The sequence below is a fragment of the Methanomicrobium mobile BP genome (assembly GCF_000711215.1).
Taxonomy (GTDB): domain Archaea; phylum Halobacteriota; class Methanomicrobia; order Methanomicrobiales; family Methanomicrobiaceae; genus Methanomicrobium; species Methanomicrobium mobile.
Genome location: NZ_JOMF01000008.1, coordinates 113,125 through 137,610 on the forward strand (window position 1 = coordinate 113,125; position 24,486 = coordinate 137,610).

Annotated in this window: 20 protein-coding genes; 7 read left to right on the forward strand and 13 right to left on the reverse strand. The window is 49.5% G+C overall.

What is annotated here, in order from left to right:
• Positions 1 to 83: 83 nt before the first annotated feature.
• On the forward strand, positions 84 to 1,148 hold the full coding sequence (locus tag T502_RS07175; protein ID WP_042706501.1) for a 2-phospho-L-lactate transferase CofD family protein: 1,065 nt from the start codon (positions 84 to 86) through the stop codon (positions 1,146 to 1,148).
• On the opposite strand, the gene T502_RS07180 is transcribed toward T502_RS07175, so the two are convergent.
• Positions 1,128 to 2,531: a hypothetical protein gene (locus T502_RS07180; RefSeq protein ID WP_042706502.1), complete on the reverse strand. Its 1,404-nt coding sequence runs from the start codon at positions 2,529 to 2,531 to the stop codon at positions 1,128 to 1,130. The two genes, T502_RS07175 and T502_RS07180, sit on opposite strands and share 21 nt — an antisense overlap.
• Positions 2,532 to 2,696: 165 nt before the next feature.
• On the opposite strand from T502_RS07180, the gene T502_RS07185 reads away from it, so the two are divergent.
• The 3 genes from T502_RS07185 to T502_RS07195 all read left to right on the forward strand — a co-directional run bounded on the left by T502_RS07185 (position 2,697) and on the right by T502_RS07195 (position 6,900).
• Positions 2,697 to 4,235 carry a glycosyltransferase family 39 protein gene (locus tag T502_RS07185; protein ID WP_042706503.1) on the forward strand — a complete coding sequence of 513 codons (1,539 nt, stop codon included), beginning with the start codon at positions 2,697 to 2,699 and terminating at the stop codon, positions 4,233 to 4,235.
• Between the two features lie 84 nt (positions 4,236 to 4,319).
• Positions 4,320 to 5,462: a glycosyltransferase gene (locus T502_RS07190; protein WP_042706504.1), complete on the forward strand. Its 1,143-nt coding sequence runs from the start codon at positions 4,320 to 4,322 to the stop codon at positions 5,460 to 5,462.
• 67 nt (positions 5,463 to 5,529) lie between these two features.
• Positions 5,530 to 6,900 carry a mannose-1-phosphate guanylyltransferase/mannose-6-phosphate isomerase gene (locus T502_RS07195; protein WP_042706505.1) on the forward strand — a complete coding sequence of 457 codons (1,371 nt, stop codon included), beginning with the start codon at positions 5,530 to 5,532 and terminating at the stop codon, positions 6,898 to 6,900.
• A 23-nt stretch (positions 6,901 to 6,923) separates the two neighbouring features.
• On the opposite strand, the gene T502_RS07200 is transcribed toward T502_RS07195, so the two are convergent.
• Entirely contained in the window at positions 6,924 to 7,364 is a 441-nt protein-coding gene (locus T502_RS07200) for a universal stress protein (protein WP_042706506.1), read from the reverse strand.
• A 123-nt stretch (positions 7,365 to 7,487) separates the two neighbouring features.
• On the opposite strand from T502_RS07200, the gene aspS reads away from it, so the two are divergent.
• The 3 genes from aspS to T502_RS07215 are packed head-to-tail and all read left to right on the forward strand — an operon-like array spanning position 7,488 to position 10,735.
• Entirely contained in the window at positions 7,488 to 8,777 is a 1,290-nt protein-coding gene (aspS, locus tag T502_RS07205; protein WP_042706507.1) for an aspartate--tRNA(Asn) ligase, read from the forward strand.
• 37 nt (positions 8,778 to 8,814) lie between these two features.
• Positions 8,815 to 9,708, forward strand: coding sequence for a methionine synthase (locus T502_RS07210; protein ID WP_042706508.1), 894 nt, complete (start codon positions 8,815 to 8,817; stop codon positions 9,706 to 9,708).
• A 25-nt stretch (positions 9,709 to 9,733) separates the two neighbouring features.
• Positions 9,734 to 10,735, forward strand: coding sequence for an acyltransferase family protein (locus T502_RS07215; protein WP_042706510.1), 1,002 nt, complete (start codon positions 9,734 to 9,736; stop codon positions 10,733 to 10,735).
• A gap of 64 nt (positions 10,736 to 10,799) precedes the next feature.
• Here T502_RS07215 and T502_RS07220 read toward each other — a convergent pair whose 3' ends face one another.
• The 11 genes from T502_RS07220 to gatC all read right to left on the reverse strand — a co-directional run bounded on the left by T502_RS07220 (position 10,800) and on the right by gatC (position 24,481).
• Positions 10,800 to 12,035: an urease accessory protein UreH domain-containing protein gene (locus T502_RS07220; protein WP_042706511.1), complete on the reverse strand. Its 1,236-nt coding sequence runs from the start codon at positions 12,033 to 12,035 to the stop codon at positions 10,800 to 10,802.
• 35 nt (positions 12,036 to 12,070) lie between these two features.
• Positions 12,071 to 12,754 (reverse strand): DUF4013 domain-containing protein, encoded by a 684-nt coding sequence (locus tag T502_RS07225; protein ID WP_042706512.1) that lies wholly within the window; start codon positions 12,752 to 12,754, stop codon positions 12,071 to 12,073.
• Between the two features lie 166 nt (positions 12,755 to 12,920).
• Positions 12,921 to 13,478, reverse strand: coding sequence for a dCTP deaminase (gene dcd / locus T502_RS07230; protein ID WP_042706513.1), 558 nt, complete (start codon positions 13,476 to 13,478; stop codon positions 12,921 to 12,923).
• Positions 13,479 to 13,767: 289 nt separating this feature from the next.
• Positions 13,768 to 15,105 carry an aspartate aminotransferase family protein gene (locus T502_RS07235; RefSeq protein WP_084173131.1) on the reverse strand — a complete coding sequence of 446 codons (1,338 nt, stop codon included), beginning with the start codon at positions 15,103 to 15,105 and terminating at the stop codon, positions 13,768 to 13,770.
• Between the two features lie 447 nt (positions 15,106 to 15,552).
• Entirely contained in the window at positions 15,553 to 17,013 is a 1,461-nt protein-coding gene (locus tag T502_RS07240; RefSeq protein WP_042706514.1) for an aminotransferase class I/II-fold pyridoxal phosphate-dependent enzyme, read from the reverse strand.
• Positions 17,014 to 17,050: 37 nt separating this feature from the next.
• Positions 17,051 to 17,857 carry an RNA methyltransferase gene (locus T502_RS07245; RefSeq protein WP_052359241.1) on the reverse strand — a complete coding sequence of 269 codons (807 nt, stop codon included), beginning with the start codon at positions 17,855 to 17,857 and terminating at the stop codon, positions 17,051 to 17,053.
• A 13-nt stretch (positions 17,858 to 17,870) separates the two neighbouring features.
• The gene (locus T502_RS07250; RefSeq protein WP_042706516.1) at positions 17,871 to 18,560 is read right to left on the reverse strand and encodes a phosphoglycerol geranylgeranyltransferase; all 690 of its coding nucleotides are present in this window, start codon (positions 18,558 to 18,560) and stop codon (positions 17,871 to 17,873) included.
• A 22-nt stretch (positions 18,561 to 18,582) separates the two neighbouring features.
• The gene (locus tag T502_RS07255; protein WP_042706517.1) at positions 18,583 to 21,378 is read right to left on the reverse strand and encodes a DNA topoisomerase I; all 2,796 of its coding nucleotides are present in this window, start codon (positions 21,376 to 21,378) and stop codon (positions 18,583 to 18,585) included.
• 7 nt (positions 21,379 to 21,385) lie between these two features.
• Positions 21,386 to 22,912 (reverse strand): Asp-tRNA(Asn)/Glu-tRNA(Gln) amidotransferase subunit GatB, encoded by a 1,527-nt coding sequence (gene gatB, locus T502_RS07260; RefSeq protein ID WP_084173133.1) that lies wholly within the window; start codon positions 22,910 to 22,912, stop codon positions 21,386 to 21,388.
• The gene (gatA, locus tag T502_RS07265) at positions 22,913 to 24,211 is read right to left on the reverse strand and encodes an Asp-tRNA(Asn)/Glu-tRNA(Gln) amidotransferase subunit GatA (protein WP_042706518.1); all 1,299 of its coding nucleotides are present in this window, start codon (positions 24,209 to 24,211) and stop codon (positions 22,913 to 22,915) included. It lies immediately after the preceding gene.
• Positions 24,212 to 24,481 (reverse strand): Asp-tRNA(Asn)/Glu-tRNA(Gln) amidotransferase subunit GatC, encoded by a 270-nt coding sequence (gatC, locus tag T502_RS08950; RefSeq protein ID WP_042706519.1) that lies wholly within the window; start codon positions 24,479 to 24,481, stop codon positions 24,212 to 24,214.
• Positions 24,482 to 24,486: the final 5 nt, after the last annotated feature.

The window sequence follows — 24,486 nt, forward strand, 5'->3', positions numbered from 1 at the left end:
TACCCGAATAAATATCGGAATAAATACCGATAATAAACACCAATCAAAATCGATTTATCGTATCTGAGCGAAAAGTGAGTTCAATGATTACTGTTATCTCCGGCGGCGAAGATTCTCTGAAACTCATAAAAGCACTCAGAAATCTCCTTTACGACAGCGATATAACGGTAATTGCCGACACTTCGGATGCCATTTGGACACAGGGCTGCCTCGTATGCCCCAACCTTGACGACATTATCTATCTCTTCTCCGGTCAGCTGAATACGCAGAACTGGACCAGCATCAAAGGCGATACCTACTCCACGCACAATTTCCTTGAGAAGATATGCGCCGATGCGCCGGACACGGAAACGAGGACGGAGACGGAGACTGACACGAACACGCCGGACACGTCAGGATCAAATAATCCAAGCCCCGATGCAAATACAGGTATAGTTAAGTATCCGGTTTCCGATGCTCACAATAACGGGGTTTCCGACGGCGGCAATCGCATTCCCGATATAATACTGCCTTTCGGCGAGCCCGTGTATCCCGTCGGTGACAAACAGAGGGCAGTATGCATTGCGCACGCAATGCACCTTAAAAGTAAACTGACGCTGACGCAGTCGACGCGGATTCTCTCGAAAAGTTTCGGAATCACCGCGAATATCCTGCCGGCAACGGATTCGCGCATAACGGCATATGCCAAGTTCGCCGGCGAAATGTTCTCAATCGCGGATTTCAGGGCAATCTGTAAGACCGAGAAAACCGCGGACTACAAAGCCGAGATTGAACTGGAATTTACAAAGTATCCGCAGATTACAAAAGAGACGGCATCGGCAATAAACTCTGGCAAAGCGGTAATAATCGGTCCCGGACATCTCTCGACCATATCTCCCGTACTTGCCTGCCGCCCCATGAGAAAACTGCTTAAGAAAACTTTTACAATCGCGATTCTGCCGAGATTACCCGCAGATTATATCCCCGGCAGATACATTGCGCTTGACAGAATTATAGAGACCTACAGGGGATTCGCCGACATCCTCATCCAGGACATAAAAGACGAGTATTGTATCCCGAATTCTACAAAGATAAACACGGATACGGATTCACCTTATAAAGCGGAATCGCTTGCCTGGGAAATTATGTCACATCTTGGCAGCCGATGATATACCTGATGCCGCGTTCATGAGAAAATCGAATACGCTGACAAGGAAGGAATATATCGCCGAGAATATCTTTATCGTGCTCTCTACACTGACCTCGGAATGAAGAATATCGTTGATATCGGAGAGCGTTCCGCCGTTGCCGCCCGTCAACCTGTCAATCTGAGATATCGGGGATGAGGATTTATCCGACGAAGACGGTGAAGCGGATGATGACGAGCCCGAAGACGAGCCGGATCCTGAACCCGATCCGATGCCGCTCAGCGATTCGAGTAAATCAAGCGGCGATGTGCTCTGAGAAGATCCGCTCTGACCCGTATTTCCGGTCGACACGGGATTTGTCGGATTTGCCGACGGCAATACCGTTGTTGCCGACCAGACACTGCCGTCTGCAGGCATGCTAAGACCTTTCTCGCTGTTCAGAGCTCTCGCACAGGAATATCCTTCGTCGGCCTTGTTCTGCGAAAGTGCGGCGTATTCCGCCGCGGCATCCATTGCCCCCGAAGAATACTTCTCTTCGGCAAGAACAAGCAGGGTCTTTGCATTGTCATTGTAGGACTTTATGACCCAGACGCTCTTATCCGAAGCAAGATCTTTGGTCACTTCAAAGTAATTTATGATTGAATCCAGCGACGCGGTCTTTTTCTTTGCCGCATTTATCGCATGCTCCGCATAGGTTTTCTTCAGGATCTCGTTTGCCTCCGCGATATAGCCTTTTGCCGAGTCCAGAAGCGCGTTCTGCACCGATGCCGTCGAGGTCTTCGCGGTCGCTACCGCATTGTTTGCAAGGGTATATTTCTCTTCGGCGGCGGAGGTGTCAACATCGACCGATGCATATCTGTCTATATCGGCACGCAGATTGGAGAGCAGTACCTCGGTGCTGCCCTGAATGCCCGCCATGTCTGCGGGATTGATGAATATCCTCGTCTCTTTTACGGTCGAGTCCGTATTTCCTGCGGCATCGAAATGCGTTACCTCAATCAGTTTATATTCGCCGGTTGCCGCCGTGGTCGGAACCGTGCCCGTAAGTTCCGCTCTTACATAGGTCTGATATGTTCTGGGATAATAGAGTTCAAAACCAGAAAGTGTCTCGTAGCGCCCGCTGATTTTGGGTTTGACGTGCTCGACGCCGTCAAGGATTATCGTGAATTTCCATACAGGGTTGTACAAATCCGTATAGAACATAAGGGATTCCTGATCGGAGTCGAAATCGTATTCCACGGTATAGAGTGCATATACCTCGTCGCCCTGCGCGGGATTTCCCGACGGGTTTGAATAACCCCACATCTTAAGTTCGTCGCTTCCGGCGGATACCGGAGGTATCATGCAGAGAGTTGCAATTATCGAAATTATAAGCGCATAAAAGATGAGACGTCCCCGATTCATATCTAATAAGTAATGGTTATTTATAGAATAATAGTTTTTTTCTGATTTTTGAGATTTTTGCGGAGTTATGAAGTTTATGAAGGGATATGGTGCTTTTCAATAAGTATTCTGACAAGATTGCGGACCAGGATTTATATTTCAGCATGACATATAAGTTATGATAATATGGGGAAAAAATCAGGAAAAAAGGGCGGCAGCGGCAGTACGAGCGATTCGGCATCGTATGCAAATGCCGATGAAAAATACGGAATAAATTCGTTTGGTGATTTTAACGCCGAAAATCTGAAGAATGTAATTTGCAACAACCGCTATGCACAGATGCTTATTCTGCTTACCGTTGCGGCATTTGCCTTAAGATTCTATAATCTGGGATTTAATTCGATATGGCTGGACGAAGCAAGTACACTAGTATTCGCAAAACTGTCTATTTCAGGAATCTGGGGAGCTACAGCAGGAGGAGAGTTTAATCCGCCGTTATTCTACTATATTGAGCACTTCATGCTGACATTCGGCGAAAGCGAATTTACCTTGAGATTTGTTCCGGCGTTACTCGGTGCACTGACAATCCCAATATTATACTTTATCGGAAGAGAGGTCTGCGGCAGAATGGGGGGAATTATTGCCGCGGCACTCCTCGCTTTTTCCTCATTCCACGTATATTATTCACAGGATGCAAGAGCATATACGACAATGCTCTTCTTCTTCTCGATTGCCGTATTATTCTATCTGATTGCGCTTCGTTCGGATTCGCTCAAGCACTGGATAATATTCGGTGTCTTTGCTTCACTCTCGTTCTGGACGCATTTCTACGTCTTTGTCGCGGTAGGCATCCTGATACTTCATGCACTGATTGTCAAGCGTGAAGCAATAATTAAGGACATTAAATCGATTAAAACAATTGCCGCAGGTCTTCTAGCATTCATTATAGTCTCACTTCCGCTGATATATGTTACAATTGGTCTGTTCTTCAAAAGAACGGCATCAGCGCCGACATGGGGATTGTCGGGGCTGGATGTCTTTACTCAAACCATACTGCAGATGACGGAGGGAATATACCTTGCAATAATCTTTGGAATTTTGGCAGTAGTCGGATGTATCTTCCTGTTATTGAACAAAGATAAACGCGATTACGGATATCTCATGATATTATCACTTATTTTGCCGTTTATAGTATCATATATCCTTTCATCAATGATACCTATGAGTCCGAGATATATGATCTACATACTTCCGTTCTTCTTTGTGAGTATAGCGGCGGCATTCTGCTTTATTCCACAAAATATCGATTACAAAAAGGTTGCCGCAGCTGCAATAGCTGTTCTGTTTGTCATATCGATACCTTATTTCATGGGATATTATACGACATATACTAAAAATGACTGGAGAGGATTCTCGGGACAGCTGTCATCGATTACAAACGAAGGTGATTATGTGGTCGTAATGCCTGATTACATTACAAAGCCGCTGAATTACTATTACAGCAATTCTACCGACGGCACAATTGAGGTAGGAGCTTCATCTGCCGCAACACTTGAGCAGATAAATGCAAAACGCCTCAACAGCACAGGTAATCCTGCAGCATATTACATAATAACATGGGATATCTCGGCTGCAAACCCATCCGGCGATGCACTGGATTGGATTAGTAAGAACGCACAGTTTATCGGACAGAATATGGGAATATATGTCTTCAGATCGGCATAATTTTGCCTTAACCAACTGAAATCAATAATATTTAACAGAAATATTTAACATAATATCGCAGGATGAAAGTTCATAGGGGCAAAAATGTCTGATTCAAACATAGCCGAAAAATACAGGATAACGGTCATTATCCCCACCTTCAATGAGATAGAAAACATTGAGAATATCACAAAAGCAGTACTGGATGTTTTTGCCAAAAGCGACATTAATGGCGAGATACTGGTCATCGACGACAAATCAAAAGACGGAACCATCGATGCCGTAAAAGCGATGCAAAAGTCATACCCGCAAGTCAGTCTGATTGTAAGGGAGAGCGATCACGGGCTTTCGCAGTCGGTTGTCGAGGGATTTGAAAAAGCAAATTCCGAGATAATACAGGTTATTGACGCGGATTTCTCGCATCCGGTAGAACTGATACCTCAGTTCCTGTCTGCTATTGAGAGCGGAGCCGATGTCTGTATGGGAAGCAGGTATACCAAAGGCGGAGATATCACGGACTGGCCGCTTAAGAGAAGGTTAATCTCATTGGGTGCAACTTTCTTCGGCAGAGTTCTCTTTCCCGAGGTTACCGATCCGGTAAGCGGCTTTTTTGCGATTAAAAAGGACGTTGTCGAGGGCGCCGAGCTTAGACCCCGCGGTTACAAGATCCTGATGGAAGTTCTGGGAAAAGGCAGATGGCAGTCATTTAAAGAGATTCCTTTTACGTTCAAGGACAGGGAAGCCGGAGAGAGCAAACTCAAACTGTCTACCATAATTGATTATATCAAACAGTGCATTGATATCGGTCTGTATGCACTCTCGCACCATGAAACGAGTGTATGGGGAGAATGGAAAAAGCTGTTGAAATTCGGCTGTGTGGGCTTATCCGGTATTTTTGTAAATACGGGCATATTGTATATCCTTACCGAATATGCAGGTTTATACTACCTTGTATCTTCACTCTTTGCCATTGAAGCGTCAATCATTACAAATTTCCTTCTGAATGACTCTTGGACTTTCAACGATAAGGTAAAATCGCAAATTGCGGAGAAATGGAAGAGGTTTGTGTCCTTCGAAGTTATCTCGGTATTGGGAGTCGCGATAAATATGGGTGTTCTGTATACCCTGACTGAATTTGCTGGGATGTGGTACATTCTGTCAAACGTTATTGGAATTTTTGTCGCATTTGCATGGAATTTCTATGTAAACAGGCATGTGACGTGGAAAGAGAATAATCACTTGAAATGATTGGATATTTACATAAAATTAAATGAAAACACATTTACAATAGAGATTACTTAATATCTGTAATCATATGAAATCAATAATAATGGCAGGCGGAAGCGGCACAAGACTCTGGCCGCTCTCACGCGAACAATATCCGAAACAATTTTTAAAAATAGACTCGACACATTCGCTTTTTCAAGATACATATATTCGCGCTCTGAAACTCTGCAATCCCGATGACATTGCTGTAGTCACCAACAAAAACTATGAATTTCTGGTAAAGAACCAGATCGAAGAATTGGGATACGGCATCCGTGAAGACAGAATACTCTGTGAACCCTGCGGCAGGAATACGTTTCCGGCAATAATCTGGGGAACAAAAGTCCTCTCGGAATCGGGGGACTGCCACATAATTGCCTTCCCCAGCGACCATCTCCTGAGCGATTCCGCAATCGGCATCTTTAAAGAAGCCGATGAAAAACTCGCCGGCAAACACATAGTTACATTCGGCATAGTGCCCGACTGTCCGAATACCGGATACGGATACATCAAGGCAGGCAAGCCTCTGGAATTCGGATTCGAGGTCGATGAATTCAAAGAAAAACCGGATACTGCCACTGCCGAAAAATACGTCAGGGCAGGCTACCTCTGGAACAGCGGCATAGTGCTCTTCGCATCATCACTGCTGATGTCCGAGGTAAAAAAATATCAGCCGGAAATGTATCGTGAGTTCATGAAATCCGACAAAAATGCAGGTATTGATTATAATGCACTTGAATCACTCTCTATCGATTACGGACTGCTGGAGAAGACTGACTGCGCAGCGGTTGCGGCGCTGGACTGTAAATGGAGCGATCTCGGCAGTTTCAAGTCGATATACGACGTGAAAGAGCATGACGACTGCGGCAACGCCGGAAATGCCGAATTCCTGGATTCAAAGAACAATCTGGTTCTGGCTGACAACCGTAAGACCGCAATTATAGGAGTCAATAACACGGCGGTCATCGATTCCGGCGATGCTCTGCTGATCTGCAACATGGACAGGTCCGAATCCGTAAAAGAGATTGTAAAGAGGTATCAGGCAAAGAATGATGATGTCGTCAAATATCATCTGACCGTCAATCGCCCGTGGGGATCATACACCGTGCTTGAAGAACATCAGTTCTTTAAGATTAAGCGTGTCAGTGTAAAATGCGGAAGCATACTCTCACTTCAGAAACATCACCACAGAAGCGAACACTGGATTGTCGTATGCGGCAGTGCCGACGTAATAATAGGTTCGGAATCCAAGACACTGACACAGGGTCAGAGTACTTTCGTACCCGCAGGTGTTGTTCATCGTCTGGAAAACAAGGGTAAGATACCTTTGGAAGTAATCGAAGTTCAGATTGGCGAGTATCTCGGCGAAGACGATATCGAGAGATATGAGGATGTTTACGGCAGAGAGATCTCAAAATAATTTTTTATGTCAGTTCTGCCCCGTCACTTCACAACCAGCGTCGTCCTGTCGCTGTGACTTACAACCGCACTGCTGACACTGCCGATTAAGAACTTTTCAAGATTGGACTTGCCTTTTGTGCCGAGCACTATAAGATCCGCATCAATCTCCTTTGAGAGATTGATAATTTCCCTTCGCGGATCTCCGTATACCGCATGGCATATCGTATCGATACTCTCCTCATTGGCGAGATCTTTTGCCCACTTCAATGTCTTCTCCCCGTCGGCGGCGTAGATATTCGTAAGTACATTGGGATCGGTGCTGACCATGCCGGTCGGATTTCCGGTCATCGGTGCGCTCTTTGCCTGAATGACATATACGGCGTGCAGGACGGCATTATGCAGTTTTGCCTCTTCGACCGCGACACGAAACGCCTTCTCGGCAATCGGCGACCCGTCGAGACATACAAGAATAACCCTATACATAATACTCAAAATCATCCTGAAGTTAATTTAATTTATCGATCATAGGGGTTTATCCGGGTTCATCCGAAAACACCAATGCAAACTAAAATAACAGTCAAAAACACACATTATTAGGACATTAATATGAGACTACCTATAAGCGAAGTTAAACCCGATACCGGGACTGCAACAGTCATAGGATGGATACATGAGATAAGAGACCTCGGCGGTCTTTCATTTTACATCCTGCGCGACCGCACGGGTTTTCTTCAGGCAACAATAGTCAAAAAGAAGGCAGGCGAAGACGTTCTTGCCGCGGCTAAAGAGGCATCCAGAGAATCAGTTGTAAAAATATCGGGCGTTGTAAAAGAATCCGACAAAGCACCCGGCGGACGCGAGATCATCCCTGAGAAATTCGAGATAATCAGCAAAGCGGAGACTCCGCTCCCGCTCGACGTCTCCGAAAAGGTCCCCGCCGAGATAGATACAAGACTGGATAACCGCTACCTTGACGCAAGAAGACCAAAAGTAGCCGCAATCTTCCGGATTAGGAGTGAAGTCACTCACGCAATCTCGGATTACTTCTACAAAAATGGATTCATCAATATTACCACATCAAAGATAGTAGCCGCCGCTACCGAAGGCGGAACCGAGCTTTTCCCGATTGCATACTTCGAGAAGGAAGCATTCTTAAACCAGAGCCCTCAGCTCTACAAACAGATGATGATGGGCGCAGGTTTCGAGAAGGTATTCGAGATAGGCCCCATCTTCAGAGCGGAAGAGCACAACACGACAAAGCACCTGAACGAAGCCACATCAATCGATGTCGAGGTCTCTTTTGCCGACCACAACGACGTCATGGCACTCCTCGAGAAGGTCATCAATGTCGCATATGAGGCAGTCGCTGAGAACTGTCAGCCGCAGCTGGACATACTCGGCACAAAACTCCAGATGCCCTCAAAGACCTTCCCGAAACTGCCCTATGCCGATGCAATCGATATCGCGGCAGGAAAGATCGACGAGGACATCAAATACGGCGACGACCTCTCGAGCAATGCCGAGCGCGCAATCGGTTCCGAGATGGGCGAGCACTACTTCATCACGGACTGGCCGCGCTCAATCAAACCGTTCTATGCCATGCCGTACGAGGACAGACCCGATATCTCGAAGGCATTCGATATGATGCACCCGAAGATGGAACTCTCCAGCGGCGCTCAGCGTGTTCACCAGTATGACCTGCTTGTCGAGCAGATAAAACTCAAGGGTCTCAATCCCGACAACTTCGAGTTCTACTTAAAGCCGTTCAAGTATGGTATGCCTCCGCATGCCGGATGGGGTGTTGGTATGGACAGACTTATTACAACCATGCTCGACCTTCCGAACATCAGGGAAGGCGTTCTCTTCCCGCGCGACAGACACAGAGTAACACCGTAATCACCATTTATTTAATCTTTTTACCCAATCATCCATCATGACGGCGAACAAGATACTACCCACAACCGTTGTCGGAAGTTATCCGGCGGTCAGATCGAAAGGACTTAAATCCCTTTTTAATCCCTATGCGTCCTCGCTTGAGACCGCGGTCGGCGACCAGGTCAAAGCCGGCGTCGACATCATATCCACGGGTCAGGTAAGAGGCGACATGATAACCTCGCTTACATCGCAGATTCCGGGTATCCGCGACCAGAGTGTCATAGGGACTCTGAAGCCCACGCAGTCGGCGATGACGGTTGACGACACGAAGTATGCTCTCTCGCGTCATTCGCAGGTAAAAGCCATGCTTGCGGGTCCGTCTACGATAGCGCATGCGTTGAAGATTGATACGCCGCTTTACAGAAACCGCGACGAGGTCATAACGGACCTTGCGAAGGTCCTTGCCGCGGAAGCCCTTCGTCTTCAGGATACGGGCATATCAATCTTTCAGATAGACGAACCGATTCTCTCTACGGGTATCGCCGATATGAGCACCGCGCAGGCGGCGGTCCGCGAGATAACAAAGAATCTCAAGGTGACGACCTGCATCCACGTCTGCGGAGACATAGACGGCGTTATCGACAGCCTGCTGAAGATGCCCGTAGACATTATCGACCTCGAGTTCTCATGCAACGAAAAGAATCTCGAATGCGTTGGTCGAAAGGAGTTCGGAGATAAAAGGATAGGATTCGGCGCCGTTGACTCGACGGACACCTCAATCGACAGCGTTGAAGTGATAAAGTCACGAATAGAGAAGGGTGTGGAGTTGTTCGGCGCCGAGAAACTCCTCATCGATCCCGACTGCGGTCTTAGGATGCACACGAGGGAGACGGCGTTCGGAAAGCTCTCCAATATGTGCGCCGCCGCCGATGAGGTCAGAAGAACGCTTTGATGCTTTACGAAAACAACGGATACGGATGACTGCACAGTACAGGAATAACTTTGATTTTTTACGTTTCTTAGGTGCGGCATTAATTATCTTTTCACACTCTTTTGCACTTTCTCTCGGTTATGCCAATATCTATGAATTCGACTGGCATATCCTGATAGGTCAGTTCGGACTTGCCGTCCTCCTGGTTATCAGCGGACATCTTATTCCTGCAAGCTGGGAGAGACTGCCCGATTACAAAGTTTTCTTTAGGAAGCGCCTGCTAAGAATTGCTCCGGGGCTTATTGTATCCATACTTGCAATTCTCTTTATCATAGGTCCCATTGCAACCGATCTCACTCTTACAGAGTATTTCGCGGCGCTCTTTTCGCCGGCAACATGGACGACACTACCGTTTTACACCGATGGTTCGGCACTGGGTCTTTTTACAACCAATCCCGTAACCTATGTGGATGCGCCGCTCTGGGCGATTCCTCTGGAGTTCTTCCTCTATGTCGTTGTCGCGGTAATGGGTATCGCGGGTCTGCTCAGATACAAAAATTCGATGGTGCCCGCTATCGCGGTCACTGTCCTTTTATGGGCGGTCTGCTACATGTTGCAGCCGTTTGACAAGATTCGTTTCATGATATACTTCTTCGTCGGTGCTTTCCTCTGGATTAACAGAGAGAGAATCGTGTACAAATGGTATGCTGTTGCTGCAATGTGGCTGTTAGCATTTATGTTCTTCCATACGCAGGTCTTCTACGTATTCGCATTTATTGCCATACCCTATACCGTAATCTGGTTTGCAAACCTTCCGCTTGAGAGGCTTCACAACTTCGGCAAATACGGGGATTTTTCATTCGGTATGTTCATCTACGGATATCCGTTACAACAGACCATAGTGCATTTTATGCCGTCAATAGAGATCTGGCAGTTTATCATACTATCGTTTGCGTTCACTATACCCGCCGCGGTTCTCTCATTTTATCTGATAGAGCGCCATGCCCTCGCAAAAAAGGATAAGATTAGGACAGATAAAGACCTTTAAGACCGCACCCCGCGCCCGCCTGCGAAGAGTTTCCGATACGGTTCAGATAAAGTTCAGACACGGTTCAGATGTAGCTGAGAACAATCACGAATATTCCCATGGCAATAAGCAGAATGCCGATTGCAATGCGCAGCCTCCTCTTATGCTCTTCGCGGAAGCGGTTTATCATCTCGGGCGAGATTCCGAGCGTGACAGCGAGCACTATGAGAATCAGCGGCAGTATAAATGCCAGATTATAGATTACGAGGTAGATAAGCCCCTCGTTGAATGTCAACTGTGAAGAGAGCAGACTTAAGACCGCGAGGTAGATTCCGCCGGTGCAGGGTAGCTCAAAGATGCCGACAAGTACCCCCAATACGAATGCCGCGGGAACGGTCGCCCTGCGTATGTATCCGGCAAAGAATTCTTTTCTGGACTCGGGTATGGAAAGAGATACGGGCGAATTTTTAAGGACGCCGTCGGCGATCTCGATTATACCCGCGGCGATCACCAGAATGCCGGCGATGACCGTGAAATAGAATGACAGCCCCGTAAGAGAAACGATTTTTATTATGCCTATGCCTGCGGTGATGTAGATGAGGAATACTCCGAGAGTATAGGTCAGACCTATCTGAAGGGCACGGCGTTTGGATTCGGCGGCGGTAAGCGCTATGAGCAGGAAAATGAGCACGGCAAAGGCACATGGGTTGATGCCGTCGAGGAGACCCGCAAGTATAACCGCCGGAAACGTGAGATCCTGCATTCCGATTGTGCCGGAGCCGTTCGCGGATGAGAACAGGCGCTTTTCATACCCGGCATCCGGGATAAGACCCGCGTCGACGGCTTTTGCAACCGAATCTATATTGCTGCTTATCCTGTTAAAGCCCTGAAGGACAACGGTGTCGCCGGCGAAGATAACGGGATACGATGGATAACTGACGCCGTATCTCTCCGCGAAACGGTTCATGAGCGAGAGATTCGAAGGCGAGCCCATATTGTCGAAACTGTAGAATCTGACATTCGGATACTTCGCCCGCGCTTCGTCGATGTAGGGCATTGCCTTATGGCAGGCGCCGCAGGTACTGCTGTAGAAGAGCGTTATCGAGGTATTTGCATTGGAGAGATAATACTCGACATCGGCGGCGGTAAGGTGGGATTGCGTATCCGCATACGATTCCGCGGGGATTATCTCGAGAACGGCGGATGCCGGCGCGATAAGCGCGGACAGTATGAAGATTAAGAGTGCGAGACAGACGAAATGTCCGTAAGAATGTCTCTTTTTATCTCCCGCGTCTCCGGCAGGTGCCCCCGAGGTTATCATTGAGTTAGCGAAAAAAGTGTTTGCAGGGTCTGGTTTTACTGGTTACCTGCAGTGTAGATGTTTCTTATGCACGATGTGGAAAACACCGCGACAAGCGGCGTAATAATCAGCGCCAGAATCAGACCCACAATCGGTATGACGTTTAAAAGTCCGATTACAATGCCGTAGATGACTATGATGATCCACAGAAGTATGCAGTAGCCGATGTAGCCCAGCCAGCCTACTCCGCTTGAGATTGCCTTATTGATTGCGCCGAAGTTGAAAGCTTCGCCGAGCTTGCCTGTCTGACCGAGTCTGATAATACCCATGAACAGGAAGAGCGTTATGATAATCGAGACCAGGAATATGATTGCAAGACTGAGAACCATTCCAAGTAAAATCTGGACGTTGGGCGTGCCTCCGGATGCGATTACCATCAATTCGGGAACCAATGCCAGGAATCCGAATACGACTGCAAGGATAATCACGGGCAGCATATAGATAAGTTCCACAATCAGAACTTTCCAGCCGTCTATGAAGAGCTTGACCCACTGGTTGACATCGGGTGCACTGTCGTTCGATCCCGCGACTCTAAGGAGATATCCGTTGAAGACCGGGACAAGGTAGAATGTAATCGCCTGAATGAATACAAGGATTAAAAGGAGTATCCATCTTTTCCATTCACCTAAAAATCCGTCTTTTGTATAGGTAAATGCTTTCCCAATAATATCATGAGACATAATAAATCACTTTCGTAGATATCTCTCATTATTCACATTTATAGTAATCGTCTTGTATGCGATGAAATGAAAAACAGTGCCCGACGGTTGATTCTGAAAAAACTGTGTATATATTGAAAGCTGTTGTTTTTGCTGCTGCTGACAAGGCTGCAAAAAACGATTGGGATTATACTCTCTTCTTGTTCATCGCATAGCGCGAGAGCGTGGCGTCTTTCTGATTGAGATATTTTGCATCGCCCTTTGAGCCGTAAGGGTTCGATGCCGTTGCCGTCTGATAAAATACGAGCTGTCCGATTGGCATTCCCGCATAAAGTCGCACAGGGCGCTGATTGACGTTTGCAATCTCAAGGGTTATCGTCCCCGAAAAGCCCGCATCAATCCATCCGCCTGTCTGATGCAGGGATATGCCGAGACGTGCGATACTGCTCTTTCCCTCGATGGTTGCGACGATGTTTGCCGGAAGGGTTATTCTCTCCAGGGTCTCGGCAAGGATGAACTTTCCGGGATACACGTCGAAATATTTGCCGCGTGTCTCGCAGACATGCGAGGATACGGTCTCCGCTTCATAGGGGTCGATTATATCGTCGCTCTCTTCATACCAGACGAAATGTTCTCCGAGACGTATATCCAGTGAATTCGGCTGAACAAGTTTGGGATCGTAAGGATCTATCTTTAAAAAACCGCCCTCAATCGTACTCTTTATCTCACGGTCAACAAGGATCATGGTTATCCAACTATCTAACTATAGGACATTAAAATTTATTAGCCTTTATCAATTGAATGACCATGAACACTTCCGCAAAAAACGTATCAGCGGAAAGCCCTGTCCGATGAATTAAGTTGCGAAAAAAAAACGAAAAATATTGAAAATTCGGATTTTATGATATCCGTTTGGTATCAGTTTGGTATCCGTTTTTTCTTTTGTAGGTATGTCGTTTTCGGGTTGGTTTGTGTTTGTCGGATTTCGCTATCCCGTGCGGGAATTGCGAAATAAAGGATTTCGATTAATTGCTTCAGCAGGTGTCCTTTACGCTACCGAGCTGGGCAATTATCGACGCATTTTTTGTTGTATTGATCTCCTCGGCTATCGCTTTCATGAGGATCTCGAGTCCCTGCATGAGAATACCGTCGGGCACCGTAACCGGAGGCATGATCTTAATTACCGTATCCTCTCTTCCGGAAAGCTCAAGGATAAGTCCGTTCTCGAAACAGAGCTTTCTGATATTCTGGGATGTTCCGGTAGGCATCTCGCCGCAGTCTATGCCCCACATGACACCGAGTCCGCGGTATGTGAGTCTGCCGTCGATTGCAGGAAGGCGGTTTGCAAGGAACTCCTCGATAATCTTACCCTTGCGGACGGACTCCGCCTCGAGGTTGTCGCGGAGCATAAGTTCGATAGCCGCCTTGCCCGCCACAAATGCCGGCTGGAAACCTCTGAAAGTGCCGTTGTGCTCGCCGGGTAAGAGAACATCATACTCGGGCTTCACGAGCGTAATTGCGCAGGGAAGTCCCATGCCGCCTATTGACTTCGCCATTACGACGATATCGGGCTTTATGCCCGCACGCTCGAAGGAGAAGAAGCCTCCCGTTCTGCAGCATCCCGTCTGGATATCGTCGAGGATGAGAAGCATGTCGTGCTTGTCGCAGAGCTCTCTGATTCTGATGAGCCACTCGTTGGAAAGGATATTGATTCCGCCTTCGCCCTGAACCGCTTCGACGATTATTGCCGCGGGTTTGTCAACGCCGCTGTGGTCATCGGTAAGCAGCATGTCTATGTATTCGATGGTGTCGAAGTTCTTCATCATCGAAGGGTGCGGAACATGGGTTACGTTGCCGAGCGCGACTCCGCAGGCGTCCCTTGCCGTTCTTTCGGTGGTAAGCGCAAGAGAACCGAGCGACATTCCGTGAAATCCGCCCATGAGTGCGAGGATATTTGAACGTCCCTTTACTTTTCTGGCGATCTTTAATGCTACTTCAACCGAGTTAGTACCTGTGGGTCCCGGGAACAGGACTTTATAGTCATAACCACGCGGAATCAGTACGGAATTCTGCAGACATTCTATGAATTCGCCCTTTGCAACAGAATACATATCCAGACCGTGGATCAGTCCGTCATTCTGCAGATATTCGATAACTTTTCCTTTGATATAGTCATTGTTATGACCATAGTTGCAGCTGCCTGCTCCACATAAGAAATCAATGTATTCGTTCCCGTTCTGATCAAATAATAAAGAGCCTTTGGCTTTTGAAAAAACAACAGGATATTTACGGCAGTACGATCTGACATTGCTTTCGTATTTCTCGAATACAGCTGATTCCATAACGACTTCTTTCTTTTCTTCTGGACCCATAACACACACCCCTTTTCAGTTCGGATAGCATGAATGTACAGGAATCTACCAACCCCCGCTTAATGCGGTTCTGAGATTACATTAGTAAATAGTCCTTTGAGTTCTTAAAACTGTCCCTTGTGAAAGAATGAATTATAGCCTGATTTATGGACTTCTAAACGTTATGCGCGAAGATAAAACTACTCAGATTATGTCAGAAAAGGGTATCCGTGACCACAGGAGGTGTAAATAGTTTTTGGATTTTTAGAGAGACAGTTCGTACATCTCCTAGTGGATTTTCACTCGCGCACAGCGGGTCGGCTTACCGGAAATTAGTTACGAAAAGCAGAATGTCCGCGGATATAAAGGACTCAAAAAAGACAGTTAAGCGCCGTGTGCTGCGGAAATCCGATATGCACGCCGTACCAAAGATATTATGAGAAATATTCAAAAAATATTATTTATTTTTCAGTTATTTTTGCCGACCGTTATCTCGCCTTTATCGTTCACTCCGATGACCTTTTCGCCTGCGCACCTGAGATCTTTGATATATTCGATAACTTCGGGGGTGAGAACCTCACCCGGACAGACGAAGGGGATGCCGGGCGGATAGGGAATTATCGAGGAGGCACAGACCCTTCCGGCACCCTGAGCAAGCGGTATGCGTTCCCTTTCGGCAGGAATGGGGCGCAGCTCAAGCCTGACCTCAAAGACCCTGTTAAGTGCCGATGCCGCCGAGATCTTGCCGCTCTCGGGAGCGCCTGCGAGGCACTCACCGCTTATCTCTTTGAGAGCATCGGCAAGCCTCCCGAGGTGCTCCGCGGTATTTCCTATGCCGGTCATGCACATGAGAATACTGCCGGTCGTAAGCTCCGCATATATGCCGCGTGCCATGAGTTTCTCCTCGAGTTCGGCGGCACTGAGTCCGAGGGCGCTCATGTCGAGGTTTATCTTCGTGATGTCGAGATTAACCCTGACGCGGCTGTCAAACGGATTGCCGATGACGCTGAGTCCACGGATGTTCAAAGCCTCGCGGTAGAAATCCGTGAGCGCATCATGCCATTCCTTCATGAGTTCGGTCTTATGTTCGGCAAGAAGTGCGGCATTGATATCCAGCGATGCCATCAGGAGATACGAGGGGCTTGTGGACTGTATCATCTGAAGTCTGTCCTCAAGCGTGTAGTTGTCGACGCGGTCGCTCATGAGGTTTAAGACGGCGCTCTGAGTGAAAGATGCGAGCGTCTTGTGGATTGAGTTGACGACAATATCCGCGCCCTGCTCCTCGGCGGACTCGGGCATATCCGAATACCCGCACTCGCTGAAGAACTTAAGGTGCGCACCGTGCGCCTGATCGACTATGAGGACTTTGCCGTGCCTGTGGACGGTCCCGGCAATCTTCCTTATATCCGAGCATATGCCGTAGTAGTTCGGAGACGGCAGTATAACGGCTTCGGCATCGGGATTTTCGGTGAGGAGTCTCTCAATCTCGCCGGCGGTTATTTCGCCCGCAATGCCGTATTCCTCCACCATCTCGGGGTAAGCGTATACCGGCTCGATTCCGCCGAGGATAAGCGCGTTGTAGATTGATTTGTGGCAGTTTCTTGCCATAATCAGCTTTTTGCCCTTCGGAACCGCCGCCGTTATCGCCGCAATCACACCGCCGCTCGTGCCGTTTATGAGGAGATACGACTTCTTTGCGCCGTATAACGAAGCATACCCATCCTGTGCGGCTTTTAATATACCTTCGGTCTGAAAGAGATTGTCGGCGCCCGGGATCTCGGTAATGTCGCAGTCCATGATATTGTCAAGAAACTCTCCGAACCCGTATCTCCGATAGATAGCCGAGCCTTTATGTCCGGGCATGTGGAACGAGACCGTCTTTCTGCCCGCATGTTCCGTAAGAAAATTCACTATTTCTCTTGCCGTCATATTGCATCACTCACATAATTTCGGGTCAACACCTATTTCAACACTTATTTTCATAAGCGGCGTCATCGTCTTCATCGTCTTTATAGGGCTCATCGGGTTCATCAGGTTCACAGTCTCCATCGTCCGCATCCTCATTCGGGAGCCTGCCGCCGTTGTGCATGACATACTCCGCCTTCCTCAGCAGACCGTGAAGGGTCGAGGCCTCGCGGATTGTGAGATTTGCCCTGCCGAGTATGCGCCTCAGCATCACAAGGGTATTGGCGCGTTTATGGGCGTCATGACCGATTGCCGTGAGAAACTCATCGAAATGCGCGTAGAGCGAGTCCATCTCCTGCCTTGATGCGGTGGTGTATTCGCCGCGGGGGAGGTTTGCAAGCTCATAGACGAGTATACCCACGGCATGGGATATGTTTACAATAGGATATATGTCCGAGGTGGGTATGGTGCAGATGATATCGCACTTCGCTATCTCCTCGTTCGAAAGACCCCAGTTCTCGCGCCCGAAGAGAATCGAGACGCGCCCGTCAATCTTCTCTATGATACCCCTGATCTCATGAGGCGTATAGTAGGGCATCCTCATGGCATGCGTCACCGTCTTTGAGACCGCGCCCGTGGTGGCAATCAGGACATTGCTCTTCTCGATTACCTCATCGAGCGAGGATACGATCCTGGCACCCTCAAGGACATCTCGGGCATGCGAGGAACGGGCAATGGCGTCATCCCCTATCGGAGGCGGATTTATGAGAGTCAGGTTGTTAAACCCGAAGTTTTTCATAACGCGGGCGGTAAAACCGATATTGCCCTCATACAACGGTTCAACCAGTACTATCTCTATCTCGGGCATAAAAAAAAGAAAATTATCTGACTGCTTTTATTGTCTCTTTCAGTGCCGCCGCGCCTTCTTCGTAGACGGCATTGCCGACCACGATTGTATCCGCGTATTTGCCCATCTCCGCGGCTTTTGCGGCGCAGTTGATGCCGCCGCCGTAGAAGAGGCGCGAGTTCTCCACGGTCTCGGAGACGCTCTTTACAATCTCCGGGTTTCCGTATGTTCCCGAATATTCGATATAGACAACGGGGAAGTTGTAATAGCGGTCGGCAACCGCGGCAATCGCGGAGACATCCTCGGCTTTAAGGTCGCATACGGCGTGAGTTACGCGTCCCACGGATGAGTTCGGATTCAGGACGATATACGCCTCGGGAACGACCATATCCCACCTGATGTTCTTATCTTTCTTCACCCAGTAGGAGTGCTTTCCTATGAACCATGTCGGGTCGGGCGTGTTAAGGACACTCGGTACGAAGAGACCGCTGACACCCTCGAAGATGGCACCGCTCGGGTCCGCGGGCTCGACAACCATGGGAACGTCATATTCCTTTACCTGCTCGCGCAGCTGAGTGAGATTCTCTTTCGTAACGTTGAGAGTTCCCGAGAGCATGAGAGCGTCGGTGCCGCTTGTGACAATGTCGGCAACGGACTCTTTTGGCATCTCCTTGTCGGGATCAAGTTTCGTTATATGTCTCCAGTTCTTCCAATCCTCTTTCATATTATCACCGTCTTAAAAATCATCAAATCTCCGAGATTATCTTTTCGAGTTTGTCCGCGGATATACCCAGAGTCTTGGACAACTCGCCGGTATTCGCGGATTTCAGTGCTGAAATATCTGTAATGCCTGCAAAATATAACTTTTCAAGCATTGCCTCGCCTATACCCTTGACTTTCAGAAGCTCTTCGCGCCCTGCCTCAAACGCCTTTTTGCTGATCTTCGCGGGCTGTTTTACGCCGCGTGCCTCATAGACCGGTGCCGTGTGCTTATACACGGTCTCGATATTGATGCCCGTCTTTTCGCTGAGGTATGCGGGATGCGCATTCACGAAGTCGTCGGCGCTGACAAATCCGGCGTCCATGTATTTCTTGAGGCTGACGGCGGGAATGCCCAGACTCTTGAGGAAGGCCTTGTTGTGGATGCACTTTGCCTGATAGATGAGGGACTCAGCCTCCTGCTCGCTCAGGAACATCTTCATGAGAACCTGCTTCTTCGTATCGGCAAGAGATGCGATATCGCCGATACCCCCTTCTATCATGGCGCCGGTGACCTTGGCGTGACTGCGTCCGCGTCTGGGCGGGATGACCGAGCGCACGAACTTCTTGAGCTCGGAGCGCTTTCTGAGTATCTCGAGGACATCCTTTGCGTCCCAGATAAGTGTCTCCGCGGTTCCCTCCGAGATGCCTGTCTTCCCGCAGAGTTCCTGCTTTGAGATGTTCGCAATCTCGTAAACCGAGTAGATATGCGCATTGTGCAGTTTTGTTATCAGCTCTTCGTTGATGGACGCCATCATGCTTAAGGACTCGCGGTTGGAGTTGATGTGACTGCAGAGCGGGCAGCCGATATCCCACGGTCTTGAGCCTTTTCTGATGAGTCTGATGTGATTGAGTCCGTGAATCTCGCAGACCTTATCGTCGCGGATTGCCTTGCCCCACTGTGCCGACGGAAGACCTATATTGAAGGAGCAGTCGGGATAGCCGTTGCAGCCGATAAACTGCGCCATTCCCTTGGATGTCTTGAGCATGAGGCTCTGACCGCAGATAGGACACTTACCGATGATGCGCTCCTCCGCTGTCCTGTCCATTATCTCGTTGCCGATATTCTCCTCGTTTGCCTCGAGTTCGTCGAAGATGCGGTGGAGCATCTTCTTTGACTCCTCGACGACGCCGTCCTTCGTCTTGTCGCCCTTCTTGATATCCTCCATATGGCGCTCAAGGGTCTGGGTCATATCGGGCTTTGTGATGAGGCTTGCATACTCCTCAAGTGTCTCGGTGACGGCTTTTCCGACAAGGGTCGGCTTGAGCGGGTTTTCCTCGACATAGCGTCGTGAGACCAGTTTTCCTATGACATCGTGGCGCGTCGATTTTGTTCCGAGACCGAGCTCTTCCATCTGCTGAATCAGTTTGCTCTGGGAGTACCTCGCCGGCGGCAGCGTCTCCTTATCCTCAAGAACTATTTTGTTTACCGGCAGTCTGTCGCCGACCGACATCTCGGGCAGAATCTGCTCTTTTGCCTGGCTGTATCCGTAGACATGGCGGTAACCCTCGACCTCGAGGCGCTGACCCGTCGAGGTGTATTCCTCGCCGCCGGCATCGAACATAATCTTGAGCGTCTTCCATCTCGCATCGGGGGAGAGCGTTGCCAGGAATCTTCTGACAACGAGTTCGTAGACCTTCCATGACTGCTCATCCATCATCGACGGATTTGCCGCGCCTGCCGGATGAATCGGCGGGTGGTCGGTGCTGGACTTCTTACCGCTCGTGGGCTGTGCGCGACGGTTCTTCTCGGTCCATTCGACATCGCTCTTGAACGGACTCTTCTTGAGGTCGTTAAGGATTGCGTCAAGGTCAAGGGATTTCGGATAGATTGTGTTATCCGTTCTCGGATACGAGATAAAACCGTTCATGTAGAGTTCTTCAGCGATTCTCATCGCATTCGAGGCACTCAGGCCCAGTCTGCCTGCTGCGACGATATATCCAGTCGTGTCAAACGGCGAAGGTGCCGAATCGCTCCTCACGCCTTCTTTTACGTCGGTAACCGTGAGCGGCGCCTTCGTGTTCGCCTCGGCGGTCTTTGCCTCCGCTTTGTCCCAGAACTTGCCGGTCGTATGCCTTGCCTCGAAAGGCTCGCCCGCTTTCTCCGACATCACCGAGAGCATCCAGTACGGAGTCGGAACGAATGCCTCAATCTCCTTCTCCCTGTCGACTATCATGCCGAGTGTCGGGCTCTGGACACGACCCACGCTTAAGATATTGTTGCCGCCGCGCTTTGCCGCAATACTGATGAATCTCGTAAGGGATGCACCCCATACAAGGTCAATCTCCTGCCTTGCCTCTCCCGCAGCCGCGAGATCGAAGTCTACGGTTGTGGGATTCTCGAACGCCGCCGCAATCTCCGGTTTCGTGATTGCCGAGAATATGGCACGGTTGACGGTAACGTCCCTGTTTGCGCTTCTGACAATCTCATAGGCTTCCTTGCCGATGAGCTCTCCTTCACGGTCATAATCCGTTGCTATGGTGACAAGGTCGGCTTTTTTGGCAAATTTCTTTATGAGCGCAACTATCTTCTTTTCCGTTGCTTTCTTGACGATACCCGCGTCGATAAGGGTTCTCGGAGTGTGCACCTCACTTCGCCAGTTCGTATATCCTTCCTCGAAGTCGATCTCGACAACGTGACCCTTAAGACCCATGGCCACCGAGTCACCGAAATGATATATGCTGACACCGCCGTCCTTCTCGGCGGTCACCCTGCCGCCCTCGGAGAGGAGACCGGCAATTCTCTGGGCGACAATATTCTTCTCGGCTATAATCAGGTGCATTCTTCCCTCACTCCATCGAGGCAATGTAATCGACGATAAGTTTGTTGAGACTCTTTGGGTCGGCTCTGCCCTTGGTCTCTTTCATAATCTGACCGACTATGAAGTTTATCGCATTTCCTTTGCCGCTGTGGTAATCGGCAACCGCCTGCGGGTTTGCGGCGACGACCTTCTTAATTATCTCGGTGAACTCGTCGTCGCTTCCTTTGCCGAGTCCGGATTTCTCGACGGTCTCGGACGGCATGGCGCATTTTCTGCCCTCGTGAATATCGTCGAGCATTGCACGCAGGACATCGACGGCGACCTTGTCCGTGACCTTCTTGTCCTTGAGAAGCGCGACAAGGTCGGCAAAGCATTCGCGCGGAACGGCGTCAATCTTCATGTCGCGGTAATAGAGTTCTCCGAGAAGGGTGTCGCAGACCCATGTCGCCGCAAGTTCGGTCTCCTTCGAGATTGCCGGATTCTTCAGTATGCCTTCATAGAAGTCGGCAACCTTTATGTCGCCGACAAGGGTCTTTGCGTGGTTGACCGAGATCTTGTACTGGCTCATGAACCTCTCGCGCTTTGCATCCGGCAGTTCGGGAAGTTCAATCTTATCCGCCCAGTCCTTTACGCGAAGCGGCTTAAGATCGGGCTCGGGGAAGTAGCGGTAGTCGTTCTCGTCCTCCTTGCTCCTTGAACCCGTGGTTATGCCGCGGCCTTCGAGGAAGTGACGGGTCTCCTGCACAATCTCCTGACCTCTGCGGATGAGGTTTCTCTGCCTTGTTATCTCAAAGGTGAGCGCTTTCTCGACGCCTTTGTAGGAAGAGATGTTCTTACACTCGACACGGTTGTGACCTTCGAGCGAGATGTTTGCGTCGACACGGATTGAACCCTCTTTTTCGCCGTCGAAGACATCCAGATATTCGAGGGTCGCGCGGAGTTTGTTGAGGAAACGTCTGGCTTCCTTGGGTGACGAAAGGTCGGGTTCGGTTACTATCTCGATAAGCGGGATTGAGGAACGGTTGTAGTCGACAAGGGTATAGCCCGCACGGTCGCGCGAGATCTTGTGAACCAGCCTTCCCGGGTCTTCCTCGAGGTGTATTCTCGTGATTCTGATGACCTTCTCGTGTCCTTCGTCATCGTCTACCGTCATCTTTCCGCGAAGGGCTATCGGTTTGTCGTACTGACTGATCTGATAGCCTTTCGGCAGGTCGGGGTAGAAGTAGTTCTTTCTCGAGAACTCGGATACCTCGGAGATCTCAAGGTTGAGGGCTTTTGCGACCTTAAGCGCATAGATTACCGCCTGCTTGTTGAGCTTGGGCAGTGCACCCGGAAGTCCCAGACATATCGGGCAGACGTGGGTGTTCGGGGCGTCGTCACGGAAATCGGCGGAACATCCGCAGAAGAGTTTTGTCTTTGTGTTCAACTGGCAGTGAATCTCGAGACCTATGATGACTTTAAGGTCCTTGACATCCTTCTCGGACGGCTTTGCCGCACCCGCGCAGCCTTTGCCGTCGCCGCATCCGCAGCCGCAGCCTGAGTTTGAATCGGACATTCAGTTTACCTCCTGTTCATAAGCAAATGCCGCATCGACGACACTCTCTTCGTCGAAGTGTCTGCCGATTATCTGAAGTCCCACCGGCATGCCGCCGACCTTGCCGCACGGCACCGAGATTGCGGGAACGCCAGCGAGGTTTGCCGGGACAGTAAGGATATCGGCAAGATACATCTCGAGCGGATTGGACGATTTTTCGCCGATCTTAAAGGCGGTGTTGGGCATTGTCGGACCCGCAATCAGGTCGGCTTCGTTGAGGACTCTGAGGAAATCGTTTCTTATGTTGGAACGCGCCACCTGTGCCTTTGCGTAGTATTTTCCGTAGTAACCAGCGCTTAAAGCGAATGTTCCGAGAAGGATTCTTCTCTGAACCTCTTCTCCGAATCTCTCTCCGCGGTAGTCGCGGTATTCGTCATGCCAGCTCCTCTTCATCTCGACCTTGGGTCCGAACCTTACGCCGTCGAATCTGGAGAGGTTCGAGGATGCCTCGCTCGTGCATGTGACGTAGTATGCCGCAAGTGCATATTTCATGCTCGGAATCGAGCAGTCGATTATCTCAGCACCCATCTCTTCGAGCTTGGAGATTGCGCCGCGGACACAGTCGGCGACCTTATCGTCGACACCTTCGCCGAAGTATTCCTTCGGAACCGCGATCTTCTTTCCCTTTATCTGAGCGCTCGGGGTGTGTACATACGGTCTGTTATAAGCTGTTGAATCGTATATATCGGGTTTTGAGATTACTTCCATGAGTTTTGAGACGTCGGTCACGTTCTTTGCCATCGGACCTATCTGTTCGAGCGAGTTCGAGTATGCTATGAGCCCGAACCTTGAGACACGTCCGTATGTGGGCTTGAGACCGACTATGCCGCAGAATGCCGCAGGACACCTGATTGAGCCGCCGGTATCGCTGCCGAGAGCCATCGGAACCATGTCCGACGCAATCGCCGCGGCGCTTCCTCCCGATGAACCGCCCGGGACGCAGGTCCTGTCGCAGGGGTTTGTCGTCGGGAAATACGCGGAGTTCTCGGTCGTTGTTCCCATACCGAACTCGTCCATATTGGTCTTGCCGACTATGACCGCGCCCGCCTCCTTTATCATGGCGACGGCATGCGCATCATAAGGCGGGACATAGCCCTCGAGGATCTTCGAGCCGCATGTGGTCGGAATGCCCTTTGTCGAGATATTGTCCTTGACGGCTACGGGGATGCCGCTTAACACGCCGCCCTCTTTGTATTCCGCATCCCTGACGATGGTGATGAACGCATTGTTCCCGTCCTCTGCGTCAAACCTGTAGCGCACTTACATCACCTTCGGCGACTTGATATAGCCCTCTTCGGTCTCGCCGGAGTTTACGAGGGCTTCTTCCTGCGTGAGCGAGGGCATGACCTCATCCTCGCGCAATACATTATACAGGTCGTCCTTCGTCGTTTCGTCGGGTGCGACCTGATCGAGTATATCGAAATATTCCAGAATATCGTTGAACCGGCTCGTGAATCCCGCCAGTTTTTCCTTTTCGATTGTGATATCAGCAAGTTTTGCTATTGATTCAACTTCTTCTTCAGAGACCATTCTTA